This is a genomic window from Glycomyces rhizosphaerae (genome assembly GCF_042647865.1).
GTDB classification, from domain to species: domain Bacteria; phylum Actinomycetota; class Actinomycetes; order Mycobacteriales; family Micromonosporaceae; genus Glycomyces; species Glycomyces rhizosphaerae.
Genome location: NZ_JBHRWO010000021.1, coordinates 817,673 through 836,364, shown reverse-complemented (window position 1 = coordinate 836,364; position 18,692 = coordinate 817,673). Strand labels below are relative to the sequence as shown.

The 18,692-nt window shown below is 68.6% G+C and carries 12 protein-coding genes, 1 tRNA gene and 1 pseudogene; 5 read left to right on the top strand and 9 right to left on the bottom strand.

The window, feature by feature from the left end:
* Nucleotides 1–42 precede the first annotated feature (42 nt).
* Nucleotides 43–1,110 carry a TerC/Alx family metal homeostasis membrane protein gene (locus ACFO8M_RS24170; protein ID WP_387980315.1) on the bottom strand — a complete coding sequence of 356 codons (1,068 nt, stop codon included), beginning with the start codon at nt 1,108–1,110 and terminating at the stop codon, nt 43–45.
* Between the two features lie 270 nt (nt 1,111–1,380).
* On the opposite strand from ACFO8M_RS24170, the gene ACFO8M_RS24165 reads away from it, so the two are divergent.
* Nucleotides 1,381–1,671, top strand: coding sequence for an antibiotic biosynthesis monooxygenase family protein (locus tag ACFO8M_RS24165; protein WP_387980313.1), 291 nt, complete (start codon nt 1,381–1,383; stop codon nt 1,669–1,671).
* Between the two features lie 54 nt (nt 1,672–1,725).
* Here the strand turns inward: ACFO8M_RS24165 and uvrB are convergent, their stop codons facing one another.
* A complete protein-coding gene (gene uvrB / locus ACFO8M_RS24160; RefSeq protein ID WP_387980311.1) occupies nt 1,726–3,786 on the bottom strand; it encodes an excinuclease ABC subunit UvrB in 2,061 nt (686 codons plus the stop codon).
* A gap of 122 nt (nt 3,787–3,908) precedes the next feature.
* On the opposite strand from uvrB, the gene ACFO8M_RS24155 reads away from it, so the two are divergent.
* Entirely contained in the window at nt 3,909–5,351 is a 1,443-nt protein-coding gene (locus tag ACFO8M_RS24155) for a hypothetical protein (RefSeq protein ID WP_387980310.1), read from the top strand.
* Between the two features lie 93 nt (nt 5,352–5,444).
* Here the strand turns inward: ACFO8M_RS24155 and coaE are convergent, their stop codons facing one another.
* The 4 genes and pseudogenes from coaE to ACFO8M_RS24135 form a co-directional block, all read right to left on the bottom strand.
* Complete coding sequence (gene coaE / locus ACFO8M_RS24150; protein ID WP_387980308.1) at nt 5,445–6,635, bottom strand: dephospho-CoA kinase; 1,191 nt, start codon at nt 6,633–6,635, stop codon at nt 5,445–5,447.
* Nucleotides 6,636–6,771: 136 nt separating this feature from the next.
* Nucleotides 6,772–8,211, bottom strand: a pseudogene (rpsA, locus tag ACFO8M_RS24145) (30S ribosomal protein S1); the annotation flags it as partial.
* 212 nt (nt 8,212–8,423) lie between these two features.
* Nucleotides 8,424–11,123: a DNA polymerase I gene (gene polA, locus ACFO8M_RS24140; RefSeq protein WP_387980306.1), complete on the bottom strand. Its 2,700-nt coding sequence runs from the start codon at nt 11,121–11,123 to the stop codon at nt 8,424–8,426.
* A 117-nt stretch (nt 11,124–11,240) separates the two neighbouring features.
* Complete coding sequence (locus tag ACFO8M_RS24135) at nt 11,241–11,858, bottom strand: ANTAR domain-containing response regulator (RefSeq protein WP_387980304.1); 618 nt, start codon at nt 11,856–11,858, stop codon at nt 11,241–11,243.
* 195 nt (nt 11,859–12,053) lie between these two features.
* Between ACFO8M_RS24135 and ACFO8M_RS24130 the strand changes: the two genes are divergently transcribed.
* Nucleotides 12,054–12,127, top strand: a tRNA-Leu gene (locus tag ACFO8M_RS24130).
* A gap of 126 nt (nt 12,128–12,253) precedes the next feature.
* Here ACFO8M_RS24130 and ACFO8M_RS24125 read toward each other — a convergent pair.
* Entirely contained in the window at nt 12,254–14,695 is a 2,442-nt protein-coding gene (locus ACFO8M_RS24125) for an MMPL family transporter (RefSeq protein ID WP_387980302.1), read from the bottom strand.
* Nucleotides 14,696–14,723: 28 nt separating this feature from the next.
* Nucleotides 14,724–15,356, bottom strand: coding sequence for a TetR/AcrR family transcriptional regulator (locus ACFO8M_RS24120; RefSeq protein WP_387980300.1), 633 nt, complete (start codon nt 15,354–15,356; stop codon nt 14,724–14,726).
* A 193-nt stretch (nt 15,357–15,549) separates the two neighbouring features.
* On the opposite strand from ACFO8M_RS24120, the gene ACFO8M_RS24115 reads away from it, so the two are divergent.
* On the top strand, nt 15,550–17,337 hold the full coding sequence (locus ACFO8M_RS24115; RefSeq protein ID WP_387980298.1) for a serine/threonine-protein kinase: 1,788 nt from the start codon (nt 15,550–15,552) through the stop codon (nt 17,335–17,337).
* On the opposite strand, the gene ACFO8M_RS24110 is transcribed toward ACFO8M_RS24115, so the two are convergent.
* Nucleotides 17,334–17,786, bottom strand: a complete 453-nt coding sequence (locus ACFO8M_RS24110; protein WP_387980296.1) for a hypothetical protein — start codon at nt 17,784–17,786, stop codon at nt 17,334–17,336. The genes ACFO8M_RS24115 and ACFO8M_RS24110 overlap by 4 nt on opposite strands.
* A 109-nt stretch (nt 17,787–17,895) precedes the next feature.
* Here ACFO8M_RS24110 and ACFO8M_RS24105 point away from each other — a divergent pair, with 109 nt between their 5' ends.
* Nucleotides 17,896–18,690: an FHA domain-containing protein gene (locus ACFO8M_RS24105; protein ID WP_387980294.1), complete on the top strand. Its 795-nt coding sequence runs from the start codon at nt 17,896–17,898 to the stop codon at nt 18,688–18,690.
* Nucleotides 18,691–18,692 lie beyond the last annotated feature (2 nt).

The window sequence follows — 18,692 nt, the reverse complement described above, 5'->3', positions numbered from 1 at the left end:
CCTTCCCTTTCGGGGAGGCGGGCCGTTGCACTTGCCGTGGCGCTATTCGGCCGTCGCGACTGCGGGAGTCGCAGGCGCCATCGCGGCCTCGGACTCCGCGAAGAGTTCCTTCCAGGTCTTGCCATGACGGCGCAGGAGGACGCCGTTGGCGATCACGACCGTGGCGAGCACGCCGGCGATGACGCCGAGCGAGATCGTGGTCGGGATGTGCGGCATCCACTCGATGTGGTGGCCGCCGTTGATGAACGGCAGCTGGTTCTCGGCGAGGCCGTTCATGACGAGCTTGATGCCGATCCAGCCGAGGATCGCGGCCAGGCCCAGGTGCAGGAACTTCAGCGACTTGAGCATCGCGGCCAGCAGGAAGTACAGCTGCCGCAGCCCCATGAGCGCGAAGATCGTCGCGGTGAAGACCAGGTACGGCTCCTGGGTGAGCCCGAAGATCGCCGGGATCGAGTCGAGCGCGAACAGGATGTCCGTGGACCCGATCGCGAGCATCGCCAGCAGCAGCGGCGTCACGAACTTGACGCCGTCGATGCGGGTGAAGAGTTTGCTGCCGTGGTAGCCGGAGCTGACGCGCAGCTTCGACTCGACGAACGTCATGAAGCGGCCCTTGGAGAACTCCTCCTGTTCGCCTTCGGCCTCATGGGCTTCTTGGTTGTTCTCGCGAAGCTGGCCGATCGCGGTCCAGATGAGGATCGCGCCGAAGATGAGGAAGACCCAGCTGAACCGCTCGATGAGCACCGAACCGACGGCGATGAATCCGCCGCGCAGGATGATCGAGAGGACGATGCCGACGAGCAGCACACGGGACTGAAGCTCCGCGGGGACGCGGAAGCCTTGGATGATGAGGAGGAAGACGAAGAGGTTGTCGACCGAGAGCGCCAGCTCGGTCAGGTAACCGGCGTAGAACTCGCCGCCGTAGGTCGCACCTTGGGTGGCGAACATGATGAGGCCGAAGATCAGGGCCGCGCCGATGTACACGCCGGCCCAGGTGGCCGATTCCTTTGTCGATAGTTTGTGGGGGTTGCGTACGGCCATCGAGAGGTCGAAGACGACTACTGAGGCGAGCAGCACCATCGTGAGAGCCCAGGCCCACGCGGGGAGGTCCAATGTGTTGCCTTCCTTGCCTTTGGAGGGTCACATGGTCTCTCCCGGTCCCTGCGGACCAGCGCCACCGGGGACCGATCGCGGTCCCGTGCATTGACGACGACGCTAACAGCGGCTTACGCGCTGCGGGATACTCCCCATATACCTGATTCTGAACAGACGGGACTATTCTGCCTGCCGAAAGCCGACTTGTCATCAGTCAGATTTGTGACTTCACTCTCGACACTACAGCGGGTGGTGTCAGCGTGGCTGAAGCTGTGGGAGGCTCCGCCCATGGTTCTCGAAGTCGCTGAAATCAAGATCATCCCTGGCCAAGAAGAGGGCTTCAAGGAGGCCTACCGCACCGCCCGCGAGCTCGTCAAGGTCTCCCCCGGCCTGCGCTCGATGCGCATGACCCAAGGTGTCGAGTCGCCGAGCCGCTTCGTGCTCCTCATCGAATGGGACTCGGTCGAGGCCCACGAGCAGGGCTTCCGTGAGACCGACCGGTTCCCGAAGTGGCGCGAGTCCATCGGCCCGTTCTTCGCCGAGCCCCCGCTCGTGGAGCACGTCGCCGACATCGACTAAGGCCCCCAGCCGCCCTCAAGGGCTCGTGCCCGCGGCACGAGCCCTTTCGCCTTCTCAGGCTCCGGCTTCGTCGAGCTGGCGGAGTTCGCGTTTCAGATCGGTGATCTCGTCGCGGTAGGCGGCCGCGAGCTCGAAGCGCAGTTCCCTTGCGGCGGCGAGCATCAGGTCGTTGCGCTCTTCGAGCTGCTTCAGGATCTCCGAGCGGACCTTCCCTGCGCCCTTCTCCTGCTTGCTCTTCGGCAGCGTCGCCCACGGATCGTGCTCGACGAGGTCCTTGGTGTCGGACGCCGTGTCGTAGAGGTCTTCCATGATGTCGCCGATGCGCTTGCGCAGCGGCTGCGGGTCGATGCCGTGCTCGAGGTTGTAGGCCACCTGCTTCTCGCGGCGCCGGTCGGTCTCATCGAGCGCGGCCTTCATCGAGTCGGTGAGCTTGTCGGCGTACATGAGCACCGTGCCGGACACGTTTCGGGCCGCACGCCCGATCGTCTGGATCAGCGAGGTCCCCGAACGCAGGAACCCCTCCTTGTCGGCGTCGAGGATCGCCACGAGCGACACCTCGGGCAGGTCGAGGCCCTCACGCAGGAGGTTGATGCCGACGAGGACGTCGTAGTCGCCGCGGCGCAGCTCCCCGAGCAGCTCGACCCGGCGGAGCGTCTCGACCTCCGAGTGCAGGTACCGCACCCGGATGCCGTTGTCCATGAAGTAGTCCGTGAGGTCCTCGGCCATCTTCTTGGTCAGCGTGGTCACGAGCACCCGCTCGTGCTTCTTGGCCCGCTCGTTGATCTCGTACATGAGGTCGTCGATCTGGCCCTTCGTGGGCCGGACCTCCACATGCGGGTCGACCAGGCCCGTGGGGCGGATGACCTGCTCCACGAACTGGCCGTTCGTCTGCTCCAGCTCCCATTTGCCCGGGGTGGCCGAGAGGTACACGCTCTGGCCCACGCGCTCGCGGAACTCGTCGAACCGCAGCGGCCGGTTGTCCATCGCGCTCGGCAGGCGGAAGCCGTAGTCCACGAGGTTGCGCTTGCGCGAGGCGTCGCCCTCGTACATCGCGCCGACCTGCGGGACGGTCTGGTGCGACTCGTCGAGGATCGTGATGAAGTCCGAGGGGAAGTAGTCGATCAGCGTGTGCGGCGGCGTGCCCGGCTCGCGGCCGTCGATGTGCCGCGAGTAGTTCTCGATGCCGTTGCAGGTGCCGATCTGCTTCATGTTCTCCAGGTCGAAGACGGTGCGCATGCGCAGCCGCTGCGCCTCCAGTAGCTTCCCCTGGGACTCCAGCTCGGTGAGGCGCTCCTCGAGTTCGGCCTCGATGGTGCGGACCGCGCGGGCCATCCGCTCGTTGCCCGTGGCGTAGTGCGAGCCGGGGAAGATGAGCACCCGGTCGACCTCGCGGACCACGTCGCCGGTGATCGGGTGCAGGTAGTAGAGCCGGTCGATCTCGTCGCCGAACATCTCGATGCGGATCGCCAGCTCTTCGTAGGCCGGGATGATCTCGATCGTGTCGCCGCGGACCCGGAAGGTGCCGCGGGTGAAGGCGATGTCGTTGCGGCTGTACTGGACGTCGACGAGGCGGCGCAGCAGCTTGTCGCGGTCCCACTCCTGGCCGATCGCGACCTCGGTGGCCTGCTCGAGGTACTCGGCGGGGGTCGCCAGGCCGTAAATGGCCGACACCGTCGCGACCACGACTACGTCGCGCCGCGTCAGCAGCGAGTACGTGGCGCGGTGGCGCAGCCGCTCGACCTCCTCGTTGATCGAGGCGTCCTTCTCGATGTAGGTGTCGGACTGCGCGACGTACGCCTCGGGCTGGTAGTAGTCGTAGTAGGAGACGTAGTACTCGACCGCGTTGTTCGGCAGGAGCTCGCGGAGCTCCTTCGCCAGCTGCGCGGCCAGGGTCTTGTTGTGGACCATCACGAGCGCGGGCCGCTGGAGCTTCTCGATCAGCCACGCGGACGTGGCCGACTTGCCGGTGCCGGTAGCGCCCAGCAGGACCACGTCGCGCTCGCCGCGTTCGATGCGTTCGGTCAGGTCGGCGATCGCCGTCGGCTGGTCGCCTGACGGCTCCCACTCCGCGACCACCTCGAAGCGCCCTTCGGCGCGGGGAATGTCGAATGCCACGACCCAACGGTAGCGCCGGGGTACGACAGTGGTTCATCACGACTCCGCTCCCCCGGTATCGGCGGCCGGTATTGGCGGCCCGGGGCCGGTGACTTTTCCCGGCCCGACTCGTTGGACCCTGCGTGAGCTCCACTACCTCAGTTCCCTGGAAATCGGCCCTGATGTGGGTCATGGCCATCATCGTCGCGATCGCGGTCGCCGGCTGGTTCGCCGTCTCGTGCACTCCCGGCAAGACGAACGCCGAGCGGCCCGTCAACGAGGAGGAGGCCGCGCTGCTGGCCGGTATGCGCGAGCGCAACCACGACGCCGATCCGGTCGCGGTGCGCATGAGCGTCCCGATGGACGGCGAGACGGTGATCGCGGACGGCTACCTCGACTGGGCCGTCCCGATGCTGTACGCGCGCGTGCCGGACGGCGAGGGCTTCAAGCTGGTCCAGGCCATCCCCGGTCTCATCGCCACGCGAGCGGACGACGAGGCGGCCTTCACGGACCTCCGCGTCCCCGAGGACGGCTGGACCACCAGGCAGATGCTCTCGGGGGCGGAAACGCCACTGGAGACCACGGTCGACATCCTCGCGTCGTCGCTGTTCACGCTGACCGCCGACAAGGCTGACGACCCGGCCGTGCTGGCCGAAAAAGCCACCTGGCGCGAAGAGGGCGTCATCGACGGCGAGCCCGTCGAATCCTTCCGCGCGCCGATCATGGTCGAAACTGACACAGCCGAAACCGACCAGGAGGCCGCCGGTGAGGCCGGGGCGAGCCCCGAGGCGCTGTACTCGCTCGACGCCGAGGGAGACCTCCGGCGCTTCCAGGTGAACACCGGCGAGGCGAGCCTCTCGGCCGTGGACTTCCTGCGCGAGGTCGCCTTCGATCCGAGCGGCCTCGTCCCGGTGGACCTCCTGGGCGGCGCGGCGATCGAACCGGTCGCGGTCGAGCCCGAGCTGGCCGAGACCATCGCCGAGGTGCGCCACGAGAACTGGTCGAGCACCGCCATCGTGGACCTGACCGTGCCAACGGGCGACGGCCAGATGACGACGGGCGAGGGCACCATCGACTGGCGCACCATGACCGCGTACCTGCTCCTGACCGACACCGAAGCCGCGGGCGAGAGCGGCCAGCGGCTGTTCCTGGCGCGGCCCGGCGGGTACGCGACCCTCGCCCACGAAGGCGGCGAACGGCCCGAGACCCCGCCCGGCGAGGACTGGGAGACGCACGCGCTCACCGACGCGGACACGTCAGAGCAGTTCGGGCCGGTCGAATCGCTGGTCTTCCGGCTCCTGGAGATGGCGGCCGAGGAGGCCGAGGACGCGGACGCGATCGGCGAGAAGGCGCACCTGCTGCGGGTCGACGAGATCGACGACGCCCGGGTGCAGGTGGTCGAGTTCCCGGTCGCCGGAGACGCCGAGGCGGCCCCGGGCCAGTCCGCGTTCCGCTACCACCTCAGCGAGGAGCGACTGGGCGAGGTGGAGATGATGTCCTATTTCGGCGTCGCGAGTGCCGAACTTGCTTATGAGGACATCATGATGGCCGAGATCCCTTGGGACGTGGCCGAGAAGATCGGCTGACCGCAGAGGACCTGAGACGGGCCTGGCACTCCCGGCGACGCTTGCAAGTCGTCGATTGGCAGAGTGGCCAGGCCCGTCCGCATCTCACCTCCGCTAACAGAGGGGTGCGTGCCAGCCGGTTTCGGCGGCCCAGGCGTTGGCGCGCGGCCAGGCCTCCTGGTCGAACCAGGGTTCCTTGGCAGCGGTGTAATCAGTCACTGAATCGAACTTCGCGGCGAGCACGCCCTTGGCGTGGGCGTATTCGGCGCGGGCCTGCGGGTCGGCGCGCATCCAGTCGCGGAACAGCAGCGCGAAGCGCTGGCCGGGGCTGTCGATCGGCCGGAAGTGGATGTGCGCGAGGTTGCCGGGGTCGGCGTAGCCGTAGAAGCGCTTCTCCCACTGCGCACGGTCCGGGAACTCGAGTTTGATCGAGTCGAACATGACCTTGCCGAAGTACCCCGCGTCGGACAGCGCCTCCGCGAAGGCGTCCACGATGTGCAGCGTCACCACCGTGATCTGGATGTCGATGACCTCCTTCGCGGGGAGGCCGGCGACGGCGGTGGACCCGACGTGGTCGATGCGGACGGCGCTGGGGCCCATGACGCGGCGCAAGCGCGCGGCGTGGTGCTCGAAGCGGTGCGCCCAGGCCGGGTCGGACTCGACGAGCTGGAGCTTTTCGGGCCGGGGCTCGTACCTCCCGCTGCGCAGGTTCTCCGCGAACGGGACGATCCGCTCGTCCCAGAGCATCGCGACGCGGTGCTCCAGGTCCTGGTGGGAGTCCCGGTTGTAGAGGACGACGTCGCAGACCTCGCGGCGCTCCGCGTCGGAGGCCTGGGCGTCGATGCGTCGGATGGCGTCTTCGCGGGGAAGGCCCCGCTCGGCGAGCCGTTCGAGCCGGAGCTCTCGCGGCGCTTCCACGTCGATGTTGAGGTGGAAGCCGGGCGCCTGGCCGGTCTCGGCCAGGAGCGGAATGTCTTGGACGACGATGGCGTCCTCGGGAAGGGCATCGGTGAGTTCACGGGCGCGGGCTCGGACGCGCGGATGGACGATCGCCTCGAGCTCGGCCCTCGCGGGCGGGCTGCTGAAGACGATCTTCGCGAGTTCGGCACGATCGAGCGCGCCATCGGCGGTGAGCACCTCTGGGCCGAAACGGGAGACCACCGCGGCGAGCCCCTCGGTGTTCGGGGCGACGACTTCGCGGGAGAGGGCGTCCGCGTCGACGACGCGGGCTCCAAGCTCTGACAGCTTCGCTGCGACCGTGCTCTTACCGGCTCCGATGCCACCGGTCAATGCGACTTTAAGCACAACTAAAACACTACCCGCCCCAGGCGAACAGCCTGGGACGGGCAGTGGTCTATTCAGCTAAACGAGCGACAACTTAGTTGCCGGCGAGCTTCTCGCGCAGAGCGGCGAGCGCCTCGTCGGTGGCCAAGGTGCCCTGCGGCTCGGCCGAAGGAGCCTTCTTCGACTCGGAGGTCGTCGTCTTCTTGGCACCCTTCTCGCCCTTGGGGGCGGCTTCGCCCTCAGCGGGCTTGGCGGGAGCTTCGGTGATGACGCGCTCGGCGATCTGCTTGCCGTGCTCCTCCCAGCGGGTGCGGGCCTCGGCGTACTGCCGCTCCCACTCCTCGCGGGCCTCGTCGAAGCCTTCCATCCACTCGCCGGTCTCGGAGTCGAAACCGTCCGGGTAGATGTAGTTGCCCTGGTCGTCGTACTGCGCGGCCATGCCGTACAGCGTCGGGTCGAACTGCTCCTCGTTCTCGACGAAGGCCTCGTTGGCCTGCTTGAGCGAGAGCGAGATCCGGCGACGGTCCAGGTCGATGTCGATGACCTTGACCATGGCGTCGGAGCCGACCTTGACGACCTGCTCGGGCACCTCCACGTGGCGCTCGGCCAGCTCGGAGATGTGCACCAGGCCCTCGATGCCGTCCTCGACGCGAACGAACGCGCCGAACGGAACGAGCTTGGTGACCTTGCCCGGCACGATCTGACCGATCGCGTGGGTGCGGGCGAACTGACGCCACGGGTCTTCCTGGGTCGCCTTCAGCGACAGGGAGACACGCTCGCGGTCCAGGTCCACCTCGAGGACCTCGACCTCGACCGGCTGACCGACCTCGACGACCTCGGACGGGTGGTCGATGTGCTTCCAGGAGAGCTCGGAGACGTGCACCAGGCCGTCGACGCCGCCAAGGTCGACGAACGCGCCGAAGTTGACGATCGAGGAGACCGTGCCCTTGCGGACCTGGCCCTTCGCAAGCTGGTGCAGGAACTCGGTGCGGACCTCGGACTGGGTCTGCTCGAGCCAGGCGCGACGCGACAGGACCACGTTGTTGCGGTTCTTGTCGAGTTCGATGATCTTGGCTTCGAGCTCGCGGCCCACGTACGGCTGCAGGTCGCGCACGCGACGCATCTCGACCAGCGACGCGGGGAGGAAGCCCCGGAGGCCGATGTCGAGGATGAGACCACCCTTGACCACTTCGATGACAGAGCCGCGAACGACGCCGTCCTCTTCCTTGATCTTCTCGATGGTGCCCCAGGCGCGCTCGTACTGAGCGCGCTTCTTCGAGAGGATCAGACGGCCTTCCTTGTCCTCCTTCTGGAGGACGAGGGCCTCAACGTGATCGCCCACAGAGACGACGTCTTCGGGGTCCACGTCGTGCTTGATCGACAACTCGCGCGAGGGGATGACACCCTCGGTCTTGTAGCCGATGTCGAGCAGGACTTCATCCCGGTCGACCTTGACGACGGTACCTTCGACGATATCGCCGTCATTGAAGTATTTGATGGTCGCGTCGATCGCGGCGAGGAGCTCCTCGTCGGAAAAGACTTCTTCGACCGTGCTGTTCTCAGCGTTGCTCGAGGTGGCCTCGATGCTGCTCGTCATGTGGGCTGGTGCTCCGGATACGTAAGAATCGTGGGCTCGCGCCCGCGCCCTCGCTAGACGCGAATGCTCGCAGTTCGTTCCCGGGCCGCCCTTGCCGCTGGCAACGCGCCCTACTCCATTCTGAGGACGCGGACATGCCCAGGCCATCCCAGGTTACCGTGCGCGATAATGCCGCGCCAGTCCGGGCTGGGGACTCGTGTCCACAGCCACCGCTAATGGGCAGCGGCTTCCCAGGAAGCGCCGAATCCGGCCTGCACGGTGAGCGGCACCGCGAGCTCGGCGGCGTTCGACATCTGCTCGCGAACGAGCGTTTCGAGGCGCTTCGCTTCACCAGGTGCAACCTCGCACACCAATTCGTCGTGGACCTGCAGCAGCACGCGCGAATCGAGCTTTTCGGTCCGCAGCGCGCTGTCGACGCCGAGCATCGCGGTCTTCATGATGTCGGCCGCGCTGCCCTGGATCGGGGCGTTGAGGGCGGCCCGCTCGGCCATCTCGCGGCGCTGGCGGTTGTCCGAGGTGAGGTCCGGGAAGTAGCGGCGCCGGCCCATGATCGTCTCGGTGTAGCCGGTCTTGCGGGCCTCCTCGACCACCCGGTGCAGGTAGTCGCGGACCTTCCCGAAGCGCGCGAAGTAGTCGTTCGAGAGCTGCTGGGCCTCCTCGGTGGAGACCGCGAGCTGCTGGCTGAGCCCGTACGTGGACAGGCCGTAGGCGAGCCCGTAGGACATCGCCTTGATCTTGCGGCGGTGCTCGGCAGTGACCTTGCTCGGCGCGACCGCGAAGACCTTCGCGGCGACGGCGCTGTGGATGTCCTCGCCCGCGACGAACGCGTCGATCAGGCCCTCGTCGCCGGTGAGGCTGGCCATGATCCGCATCTCGATCTGGCTGTAGTCGATGGTCATGAGCGACTCGAAGCCCTCGGAGACCACGAACCCGGCCCTGATGTTGCGGCCGGCCTCGGAGCGGACCGGGATGTTCTGCAGGTTCGGGTCGGCCGAGGAGAGGCGCCCGGTGGCGGCCACGGTCTGGTGGAACGTGGTGTGGATGCGCCCGTCCGTCTGGATCGTGGCGCGCAGCGTGGCGACGATCTGCTTGAGCTTCTCCACGTCGCGGAACCGCAGGAGCTGCTCCAGGAGCGGGTGCTGGTTCTTCGCGTACAGCTGCTGGAGCGCCTCGGCGTTCGTGGTGTAGCCGGTCTTGGTGCGCTTGGTCTTCGGCATCTTCAGCTCTTCGAAGAGGATCTCCTGGAGCTGCTTGGGCGAGCCGACGTTGAAGGGGCGGCCCACGATCTCGTGGGCGCGCTCGGTGGCCTCCTTCGACTGCAGGGCGAACCCGGACTCGATGTCCGCGAAGTGGCCCTCGTCAGCGGCGATCCCGAGGATCTCCATGCGCGCCAGGACGCCCGCGATCGGGTACTCCATGTTCTCGGCGAGCTTCGCCTGGTGCCGGTCGGCCAGCCGCGTGGTCTGCTCGACGGCGAGTTCACCGATGACCGCCGCGGCGGCGCAGTCGGCCTCCAGGCGCGCGGCGCCCTCGTTCATGGCCGCGTCAAGGCCCACCAGCGCGCCGTCGTCAGCGGGCGACTCAGGGGTCTCCAGCTCACGGCCGAGGAACTGCATGGCGAGGTCGCCGAGCGCGTACGAGCGCTGCTCGGGCTTGAGCAGGTACGCGGCGATCACCGTGTCGGCCTTGAGCCCGGCGATCTCGGGCCAGCCCGCGGCGTCGGCGCCCCACAGGAAGGCCTTCGCGTTGTGGACGACCTTGCCCTTCTCGGCGTCGGCGAGCCAGGCGACCCAGGCCGACTCGTCTTCGGCGTCGAGCTGCGAGGGCTCGAACCACAGCGCCTGGCCGCCTTCGGCCAGCGCGATCGAGTCGAACGAGCCCGCGCCGGAGGCGAAGGTGCCGCTGTAGGCGACGGCGACGTCCCCCTCGCGGGCCTCGAGCCAGGCGGCGAGCCCGCCGGGCACGAGCGCGGCCGCCTCGGTGCTGGCGACCTCGGCGGCCGGGGCGGCGACGGCGCCGACGGCCTTGGAGGCGAGGTTGGCGTTGAGCCGCTCGCCGAGCGCGCGGAACTGGAGGGCGTCGAACAGGCGGTTGGTCTCGGCGACGGACCAGCCTTCCCAGGCGAGGTCCTCGATGCCCTTGTCGAGCTCGAGGTCGCGGACGAGGTTGTTGAGGCGGTGGTTGCGCAGCACGTCGTCGAGGTGGTCGCGCAGGCTCTGCCCGGCCTTGCCGGTGATCTCGTCGACCTTGGCGACCAGGCCGTCGAGGGAGCCGTACTTGACGATCCACTTCGCGGCGGTCTTGGGGCCGACGCCGGGCACGCCGGGCAGGTTGTCGGCCTTCTCCCCCACGAGCGCGGCTAGGTCGCGGTAGTGGTCGGGGGTGACCCCGTACTTCTCCTCGACGGCGGCGGGCGTGTAGCGCGCCAACTCGGTGACGCCCTTGACGGGGTAGAGGAGCGTGGTGGCCTCGTTCACCAGCTGGATCGCGTCGCGGTCGCCGGAGGAGATCAACGTGGACAGACCGGCCGCCTCGCTGCGCGCGGCGAGGGTGGCGATGATGTCGTCGGCCTCGAAGTTGGCCTTGGTGAGCCACTTGATCCCGAAGGCGTCCAGCACTTCCTGGATGATCGGGATCTGGCCCTTGAACTCCTCGGGGGTCTCGCCGCGACCGTCCTTGTAGGCCGGGTACTCCTCGGTGCGGAAGGACTTGCGGGAGACGTCGAAGGCGACCGCGACGTGCGTGGGCTCCTCGGCCTTGAGCAGGTTGATGAGCATTGAGGCGAAGCCGTAGACGGCGTTCGTGACTTGCCCGTCGTCGGTGGAGAACTTCTCAGCGGGCAGCGCGAAGAACGCGCGGAAGGCCATCGAATGGCCGTCGATCAGGAGCAGGCGCGATTGCGAAGCGGTCACGCCCCCGAGCCTAGCGAGTGGGTCCGACAAGTCCGGCACAAGCCGGTGACGGCGTGGCTCTGGCAAGCGAAAGGCCCGTGTCCGGCTGGACACGGGCCTCGTAAAACGCTTGGGAGCCTATTCGGCTTCCTGGGCTTCCTTCTGCGCTGCCTCGTCGATGACGCGCTCGGCGACCGCGCGCATCGAGAGCCGGTGGTCCATCGCGGCGCGCTGGATCCAGCGGAACGCGTCGGGCTCGGGCATCCCGTACTGGGTCATGAGCAGGCCCTTGGCCCGGTCGACCAGCTTGCGGACCTCGAGGCGCTCAGTGAGGTTCGCGACCTCCTTCTCGAGGGCGGTCATCTCGGCGAAGCGGGTGAGGGAGAGCTCGATCGCGGGGACCAGGTCCGACTTCTGGAAGGGCTTGACCAGGTAGGCCATGGCCCCGGCGGACTGTGCCCGGCTGATGAGGTCGCGCTGGCTGAAAGCGGTGAGGATCACGACCGGGGCGATGCGTGCGGAGACGATCTTCTCGGCGGCCTGGAGACCGTCCATGATCGGCATCTGGATGTCGCAGATGACCAGATCGGGCTGGTGCTCCTGGGCGAGGCGGACGGCGGCTTCACCGTCGGCGGCCTCGGCCACGACCTCGTAGCCCTCCTCGGTGAGCATCTCGGCCAGGTCGAGGCGGATGAGCCCCTCGTCTTCGGCGATGAGCACGCGCTTGCGCGGCTCCTCGGTGGCCTTGCTCGTCATGCGGTCCGTACCTTTCATACGCGTCTGTATGTGGGGGCGTGCGGCGATGCAGGCACACCAGGACGCTAGCCTAGCCGCTGCCGGTTGCGTCCGCACGTTCCTATGCCGAGCGTTTCGGACGGCAGGGCCCAAACATCGGCCGCTCCGCCACGGGAGTATCATATGCAGCGGTCCGGACGCACCATCCCGGCACCCGGCCCGGTATTCCAACTGGCAGAGAAGACGGATTCAAAACCCGTACAGTGTGGGTTCGAATCCCACCCGGGCTACTCGTCGCAGTAGCGGACAGAGCCGTAGAAAACCGCCGCTGACCAGCTTTGATGATGGTCAGCGGCGGTTTCTTCATGCACGGGTTCGGGCGGGCGTCGTCGGGACCGAGCGGTCCCGCCGTTCGCCTATGTGGACTTGACGGTTTCCTTCGCCGGGGCGGCGTCCTCGAGGTGCGGGTGGCGGCGCTCCAGGGCGGCGCCCTCGACGTCCACGTCCGGGAGCAGGCGGTCGAGCCACCTGGGCAGCCACCAGACCTTGTCGCCGAACAGGTGCATGAGCGCCGGGATGATGAGCATGCGCACCAGGAACGCGTCGACCAGCACGCCGAAGGCGAGCGCGAACCCGATGGGCCGGATCATCGCCGAGTGTGAGAAGACGAACCCGCCGAACACGGCGATCATGATGATCGCCGCGGCGGTGACCACCGACCGCCCGGCGCGCAGACCGTGCACGACGGCGAGCCGGGCCGGGGCGCCGTGGGCGTAGGCCTCGCGCATGCCCGAGCCGAGGAACAGCATGTAGTCCATCGCGAGTCCGAACAGGATGCCCACGAGCAAAGTGGGCAGGAAGTTCAGGATCGGGCCGGGGCTGTCGACGCCGAAGACGTCGGCCAGCCAGCCCCACTGGTAGATCGCGACGACCCCGCCGAGAGCGGCGAAGTAGCTGAGGACGAACCCGAGGGTGGCGACGACCGGCACGAAGATCGAGCGGAACACCAGGATCAGGATGAGCAGCGACAAGCCGACGACGACCCCGAGGTAGGTCGGCAGGGCGTCCGCGAGCTTGTCCGAGATGTCGATGTTGCCGCTCGCGTTGCCCGCCACGCCGATCGCGTCGACGCCGTCGATGTCGAGGCCGCGCAGAGTCTTCACGAGCGCTTCGGTGGCCTCGCTAATCGGACCGGATTCGGGCAGCACCTGGAAGGCCGCGACGGTGCGATCCTCGGAGGTGCCGATCGGGGCCACGGCGACCACGCCGTCCTGGTCGGCGAGGGCCTGTGCGATGTGGACCTGCGCGGTCTGCACCGCGGCCTCGTCCGGGCTGCCGGGGAGCGTCGCAACCACGAGCAGCGGCCCGTTCTGGCCTTCGCCGAAGCGATCGGCGACGGTGGCGTAGGCCTGGTACTGGGTGGTGTCGTGCGCTTCGGAGGAGCCGTCGGGCAGGTTGAGGCGCATGTCCATGGCGGGCATCGCGACGAGCGCGAGCGCGCCGATGCCGATGAGCACGCGCAGGAGGGCGCGCGGCGCGCTCATGGCCTTCAGGGCCGGCTTGTCCTCGGCGGCGGTCTCCGGCGTCGGGTGGTCTGCGGCGAGGGCGGTGCGCTCGGAGCGGCGGAGGATCTTCAAGCCCACCAACGAGAGCAGGGCCGGGATGAAGGTGACGGCGACGAGGACGGCCGTGGCGACGCACAGCGCGCCGACCGTGCCCATCAGGCCGAGGAACGGAATCCCGGTGATGTTCAGGGCCGCCAGCGCGATGAGCACGGTGGCGCCAGCGAAGACGACGGCGTTGCCTGAGGTGCCGGTCGCGAGGGCGATCGACTCGTCGAGTTCGTAGCCCTCTTTGAGCTGGCGGCGGTGACGGTTGACGATGAACAGCGAGTAGTCGATGCCGACGGCGAGGCCGAGCATGAGGCCGAGGATCGGGGTCACCGAGGCCATGTCGATGACGCCCGAGAGCGACATCGTGGTCATGGCGCCGACGCCGACGCCGACGAGCGCGGTGAGGAGCGGCAGGCTCGCGCCGATGAGGGTGCCGAGCATGACGATCAGGGCGACGGCGGCGACGACCAGGCCGATGACCTCGCCGACACCGAAGACGCTCGGCACGGATTCGAGCATGTCGGAGGAGTAGTCGGCCTCGACGCCGTCGATCGGGTTGTCGTCGAAGAGGTCGGTGACGGCGGCTTTGGTCTCGGGGGTGACTTCGAGCTGCGGTTCGGTGAAGGCGACGGAGACGACGGCGGCGCTGCCGTCCTCGGCGACCATGGTGATGCCCGAGGCGAGGTCGAGCAGGGTCGCGCCCTGTTCGAGTGCGGCCGATCGGGTTTCGAGGTCGGCGAGCCCGGCGTCGAGCTGGGCCTGCTGAGCGTCGAGCTCCGCGGAGTCCCCGGCCTGTTCGCGGGCGAGGTCGAGCTGGCTTTGGGCGGCGGTGAGTTCGGCTCGGGCCGTTTCAATCTGGGCCCGTCCGTCCTCGATGGCCTGTGCCTGCGCGGTGCGCTGGGCCTCGGTGGCGAAGGGGTCGATGGCGGTCTCGACGCCGTCGACGTCGCCGGCGCGGGCGACGAGGTCGCTGATCTGCGCTTGCTGCTCGGCGGTGAACGGCGTGCCGTCGCCGGCGCTGAGGACGATGCTGCCGGTGCCGCCCGCGGCGGCGGGTATCGCGTCCTTGAGTTGTTCGGTGACTGCCTCGGTGGGCGTGTCCGGGATGGAGAACGCGGTGGTGAGCGTGCCGCCGAAGAGCACGTAGGCGCCTGCGGCGGCGGCGAGGATCGCGACCCAGGCGGCGATGACAGTCCGGGCGCGGCGGGCGCACCAGCGGCCCACCCGGTAGAGGAATTCAGCCATGTCGGCCTTTCAAGTTCGCAGGGATCGGTCAGGACTCGGGTTCGCGCAGGACGGCGACCAGGCTGGCGAGGAGGTCGTTCCAGACGAGTCGGGAGGCGGCGGTGTCGGTGCCGCCGGTGGCGGCCGTCCACCGTTCGACGAGGCCGAGGAGGCCGCCGCAGAAGGCGGAGACCAGGAATGCGACTCGGAGTTCGTCGACGCGCGGGTGGCGGCGGGCGACGACGCCCGACATCTGTGCGGTGAACAGGGCGAGGGCCCGCTGCATGAGCACGGCCCCGCGCTCGGATGGCCCCTGGTCCATGTCGCCGAGGACTTCGATCAGGTAGGCGACGGTGGGCACCAGGTGATCGGCCGAGCTCGCCACCGCGAGGTCCCCGAGAACCGTGGCGCCGTCGCCGGAGGCGTTCGCTGCCTCGGCTTCCATGGCGTCGACGATGTCGACGAGCATGTGGCCCGCCACCGCGGTCACCACATCCGCCAGCGAGTCGAAGTGGTTGAACACGGTGCGGCGGGAGACGTCGGCGGCGGCGGCCAGTTCGTCCACGGAGAAGTCGGTGGATCTGCGGCGGCGCATCAGGTCAGCGGCGGCGTCGAGGATCGCCTGGCGACTCCTGGCCTTCAGGGCGGCGCGGCGGTCGACGGCTTCGGGTTCAACGGGCATGATAATTACACTAAGTGCAACGACGCACTGAGTGCAAATTCCCGATGGCGTGGCCCTGGCCACAGCGCCACTCGAATCCCAAGTACCCCCCGAACCCCAAGGGCCGCTTGCGGGGCGAATTCAGGAAGTCTCGGTACGTTAGTGTGGAGCGCGACACATGGGGGCGATTCGGCTTTAGCGAGTGGAGAGACGGTTGCGCGCTGGGCAGGTTGTGGGCGATCGGTACCGGTTGGAAGAGCGGCTCGGTTCGGGCAGCCAGGGACAGGTGTGGCGAGCCGCCGACCTGCGGCTGCGGGAGCGGCCTGTCGCGCTCAAGCGGGCCCTCAGCGGGGGCGACGCGGCCGCGGCCGCGAAGGTCCGGCGCGAGGCTGAAGTGCTCGCGAGCGTGAACCACCCCAACGTGGTCACGGTCTACGACGCCGTCGAGGAGGACGGCGACTGGTGGATCGTCATGGAGTACGTGAACGGCCGGACCCTCGCCGAGACCGGGACGGTCGCCGCCGAGGAGGCCGCCCGGTACGGCGCGCAGCTCGCCGGGAGCTTGGAGGCGGTGCACGCCAAGGGGATCCTGCACCGGGACGTCAAGCCCGCGAACGTCATGGTCACCGACCACGGGATCGCGAAGCTCGCGGACTTCGGGATCGCCCGGCAGGTGCACGCCGAACCGACCCTCACCGGGACCGGAGCCGTCACCGGCACGCCCGGGTACGTCGCGCCCGAGGTGGTCAAGGGCGCCAAGTTCGCTCCGGCTGCCGACGCCTTCTCGTTGGGCGCCACATTGTTCTATCTGGTCGAGGGCACTTCGCCGTTCGGCGAGGGCAACGCGCACTCGCTGCTGTGGCGGACCGCGCAGGGCGACCGGGTCGAACCGAAGCGGGCCGGGGCGCTCGCGCCGGTGCTCGACCGGCTGCTCCAGACCGATCCCAAGCGGCGCATGAAGGTCGGCGAAGCGCGCCTGGAACTCGGCAGGCTCAGCGGCGAAACGGTTCCCGGGCCCGGACGCCGGGCGGGCCGGAGGCGGCAGTGGATCTGGGCGGCCGCCGCCGCCGCGGCGCTCGTGGTCCTGACCGCCGCCGTATGGACCGGGTTGCGCCCCGGCGATGACGACCCGGCCGAGGACCGCACGTCCGCCGGGGCGGACACGGACCTCATCGGCGATGAGACCACCGCCGATCCCTGCGCGCTGCTGGACGTCGACGCACTGGCCTCCCTGGGCGAGGCCCGGCTCGACACCGACAACGGCAGCCCCGCCCACTGCAACGCCGTCGTCCATGCCGAGACCGGGTACGTCGAGATCGATCTGTACTTCTATTCCAGCAACGGCGAACCGCCGGAGGGCGAGACGACGATGGTCGGCTCGATCGGAGTCATCCGGTACGAAGGCGATCACGATCGGTGCGGGCGGCAACTGGTCCTGCCAGACGGAGTGCACCTCATCACCGTGAACGCCAGGCAGGACACAGGCGGCGAGTCTGACCTGTGCGCGGTGGCGGACGCGGCGGTCGACAGCGCGGTCGCCGTGCTGAACGAAGGGCAGGTGCCCCGGCGCGAACCGGAGCTTGAGGCCGCCTCCCTGTTCCGGCTCAACGCATGCGATCTGCTCGACGGTGCAGGGCTCGAAGGGTTCCCCGGCGTCGACGCCCACCATCCGCTGGAGGCATTCGGCGGATGGGAGTGCACGTGGTACAGCACGACCAGCGAGAACGAACTGGAGCTGGTCTTCGACCGCTCCGACCCGCCGAACGCCGACGACGGCCCGCAGATCGAGCTCGCCGGGAGGGTCGCGGTGAACCAGGGCGAACACTGGGGCGAGGACACCTGCATGGTGAGCATCGTCTACCGCCAGTTCCCCAGCCCCGACAACGACGGGACCACCACCGTCGAATACCTCCGGGTCATCGTCGAGAGCGACGACCCGCCGGACGAGCGGTGCGAGCTGGCCCTGGCCATGGCCGAGCCCGCGGCGGAGGCGCTGGTCTAGCCCTCACCGGGGTAGAGGCGGATCACGGCCCGGTCGCCGTCGATCGCGCGGGTCTCGATGTTGAGCACGTTGTTCATGTTGCCCACGTTCCCCGGGCCGAGGTTGAATGAGATGAACGCCCCGCCGCCGTTGCCCACGACGTTCACGTACTCGTCGATCGAAGCGACTGTCAAAGCGCCCGTGCGGAACTCGTCGTCCAGCTCGATGACGACGCCCTCGGTCACGAGCACCTCGCAGTCGCCGTCGTAGCAGGCGCCGTAGTCCTCGCCGTCGGCCGCGTCGGGGAACGGGAGCACGATGGGCGTCGGCGGGGCGGTGCGCTCCAAGGCGGCCCGCCCCGTGGGCGCCGCTTCGGGCGTGGCGGCGGCCTCTGACTCCGAGCCGCCGCAGGCGGTCAGGGCCAGCGAGAGCGCGGCGGTCAGGGCCGCGAGCGTCGCGTTGCGGTGCATGGGGTTCCTCCTCGATCGGGTGCCTGCTCCAGTTGTAGGCCGACCGGCTCGGGACGGGTCCCGGAGCGAGGTGCGAGGCTGTGAAGCAGGAAGTGATCCGGAGGTCGACATGACTGACATCCCCCAGGTCGAGGGATTGGAGCCGCTCTCGGCGAGCCACGCCAGCCTCGCGTTCGGCGTACCCGAATCCGAGCCGGGCACGATCTACGCCCTCTCGGTGTCCGGCGGGGTCCGATTCCGCCCCAAAGAGGAGCGGGTGGTCCTGTTCGGACGGAACCGGCCCGAGGTCCACGTGTGCGTCGGCGAGGACGACCGGCGCGTCAGCCGCAGCCAGGGCCGCCTGGCCCGGCACGGGGACCACTGGTGGCTCGCCAACACCGGGCACCTGCCGCTCCAACTGCCGGGCGCGCGGATGCTGTTCCCCGAGGACGAGGCGTATCCGCTGGAGGTCGGCTACACGCCGGTGTTCATCAGCGGCACCGCCCGGCGGCGGCACCTCGTCGAGCTGTACGTGGCGGGCGTCGACGGGCGCCTGCCGACGCCCGCGCCCGACGCGTCCACCTTGAAGGACCGGCCTTGGAAACTCGACGCGGACGAGCGACTGGCGCTCGTCTGCCTGGCCCAGCGCTACCTGCTGCACGACGCCTACCCGCAACCGGTGTCGTGGAAGCAGGTCGCCGCGGAGCTCGCGGAGCTGCAACCCGACGGCGGCTGGCGGTTGAAGAAGGCGGAGCACCTCGTCACCAAGGTGCGCAAGCGCCTGTCCGCGGCGGGCGTCCCGGGCCTGACCAGGGAGGAGGTCGGCGAGCCGGTGGGCAACATGCTCAACCACAACCTCGTCACCGAACTGCTGCGCACACGAACGCTGGTGCCGCCGGATCTGCTCGTCTTGGGTGAGGACTGAGA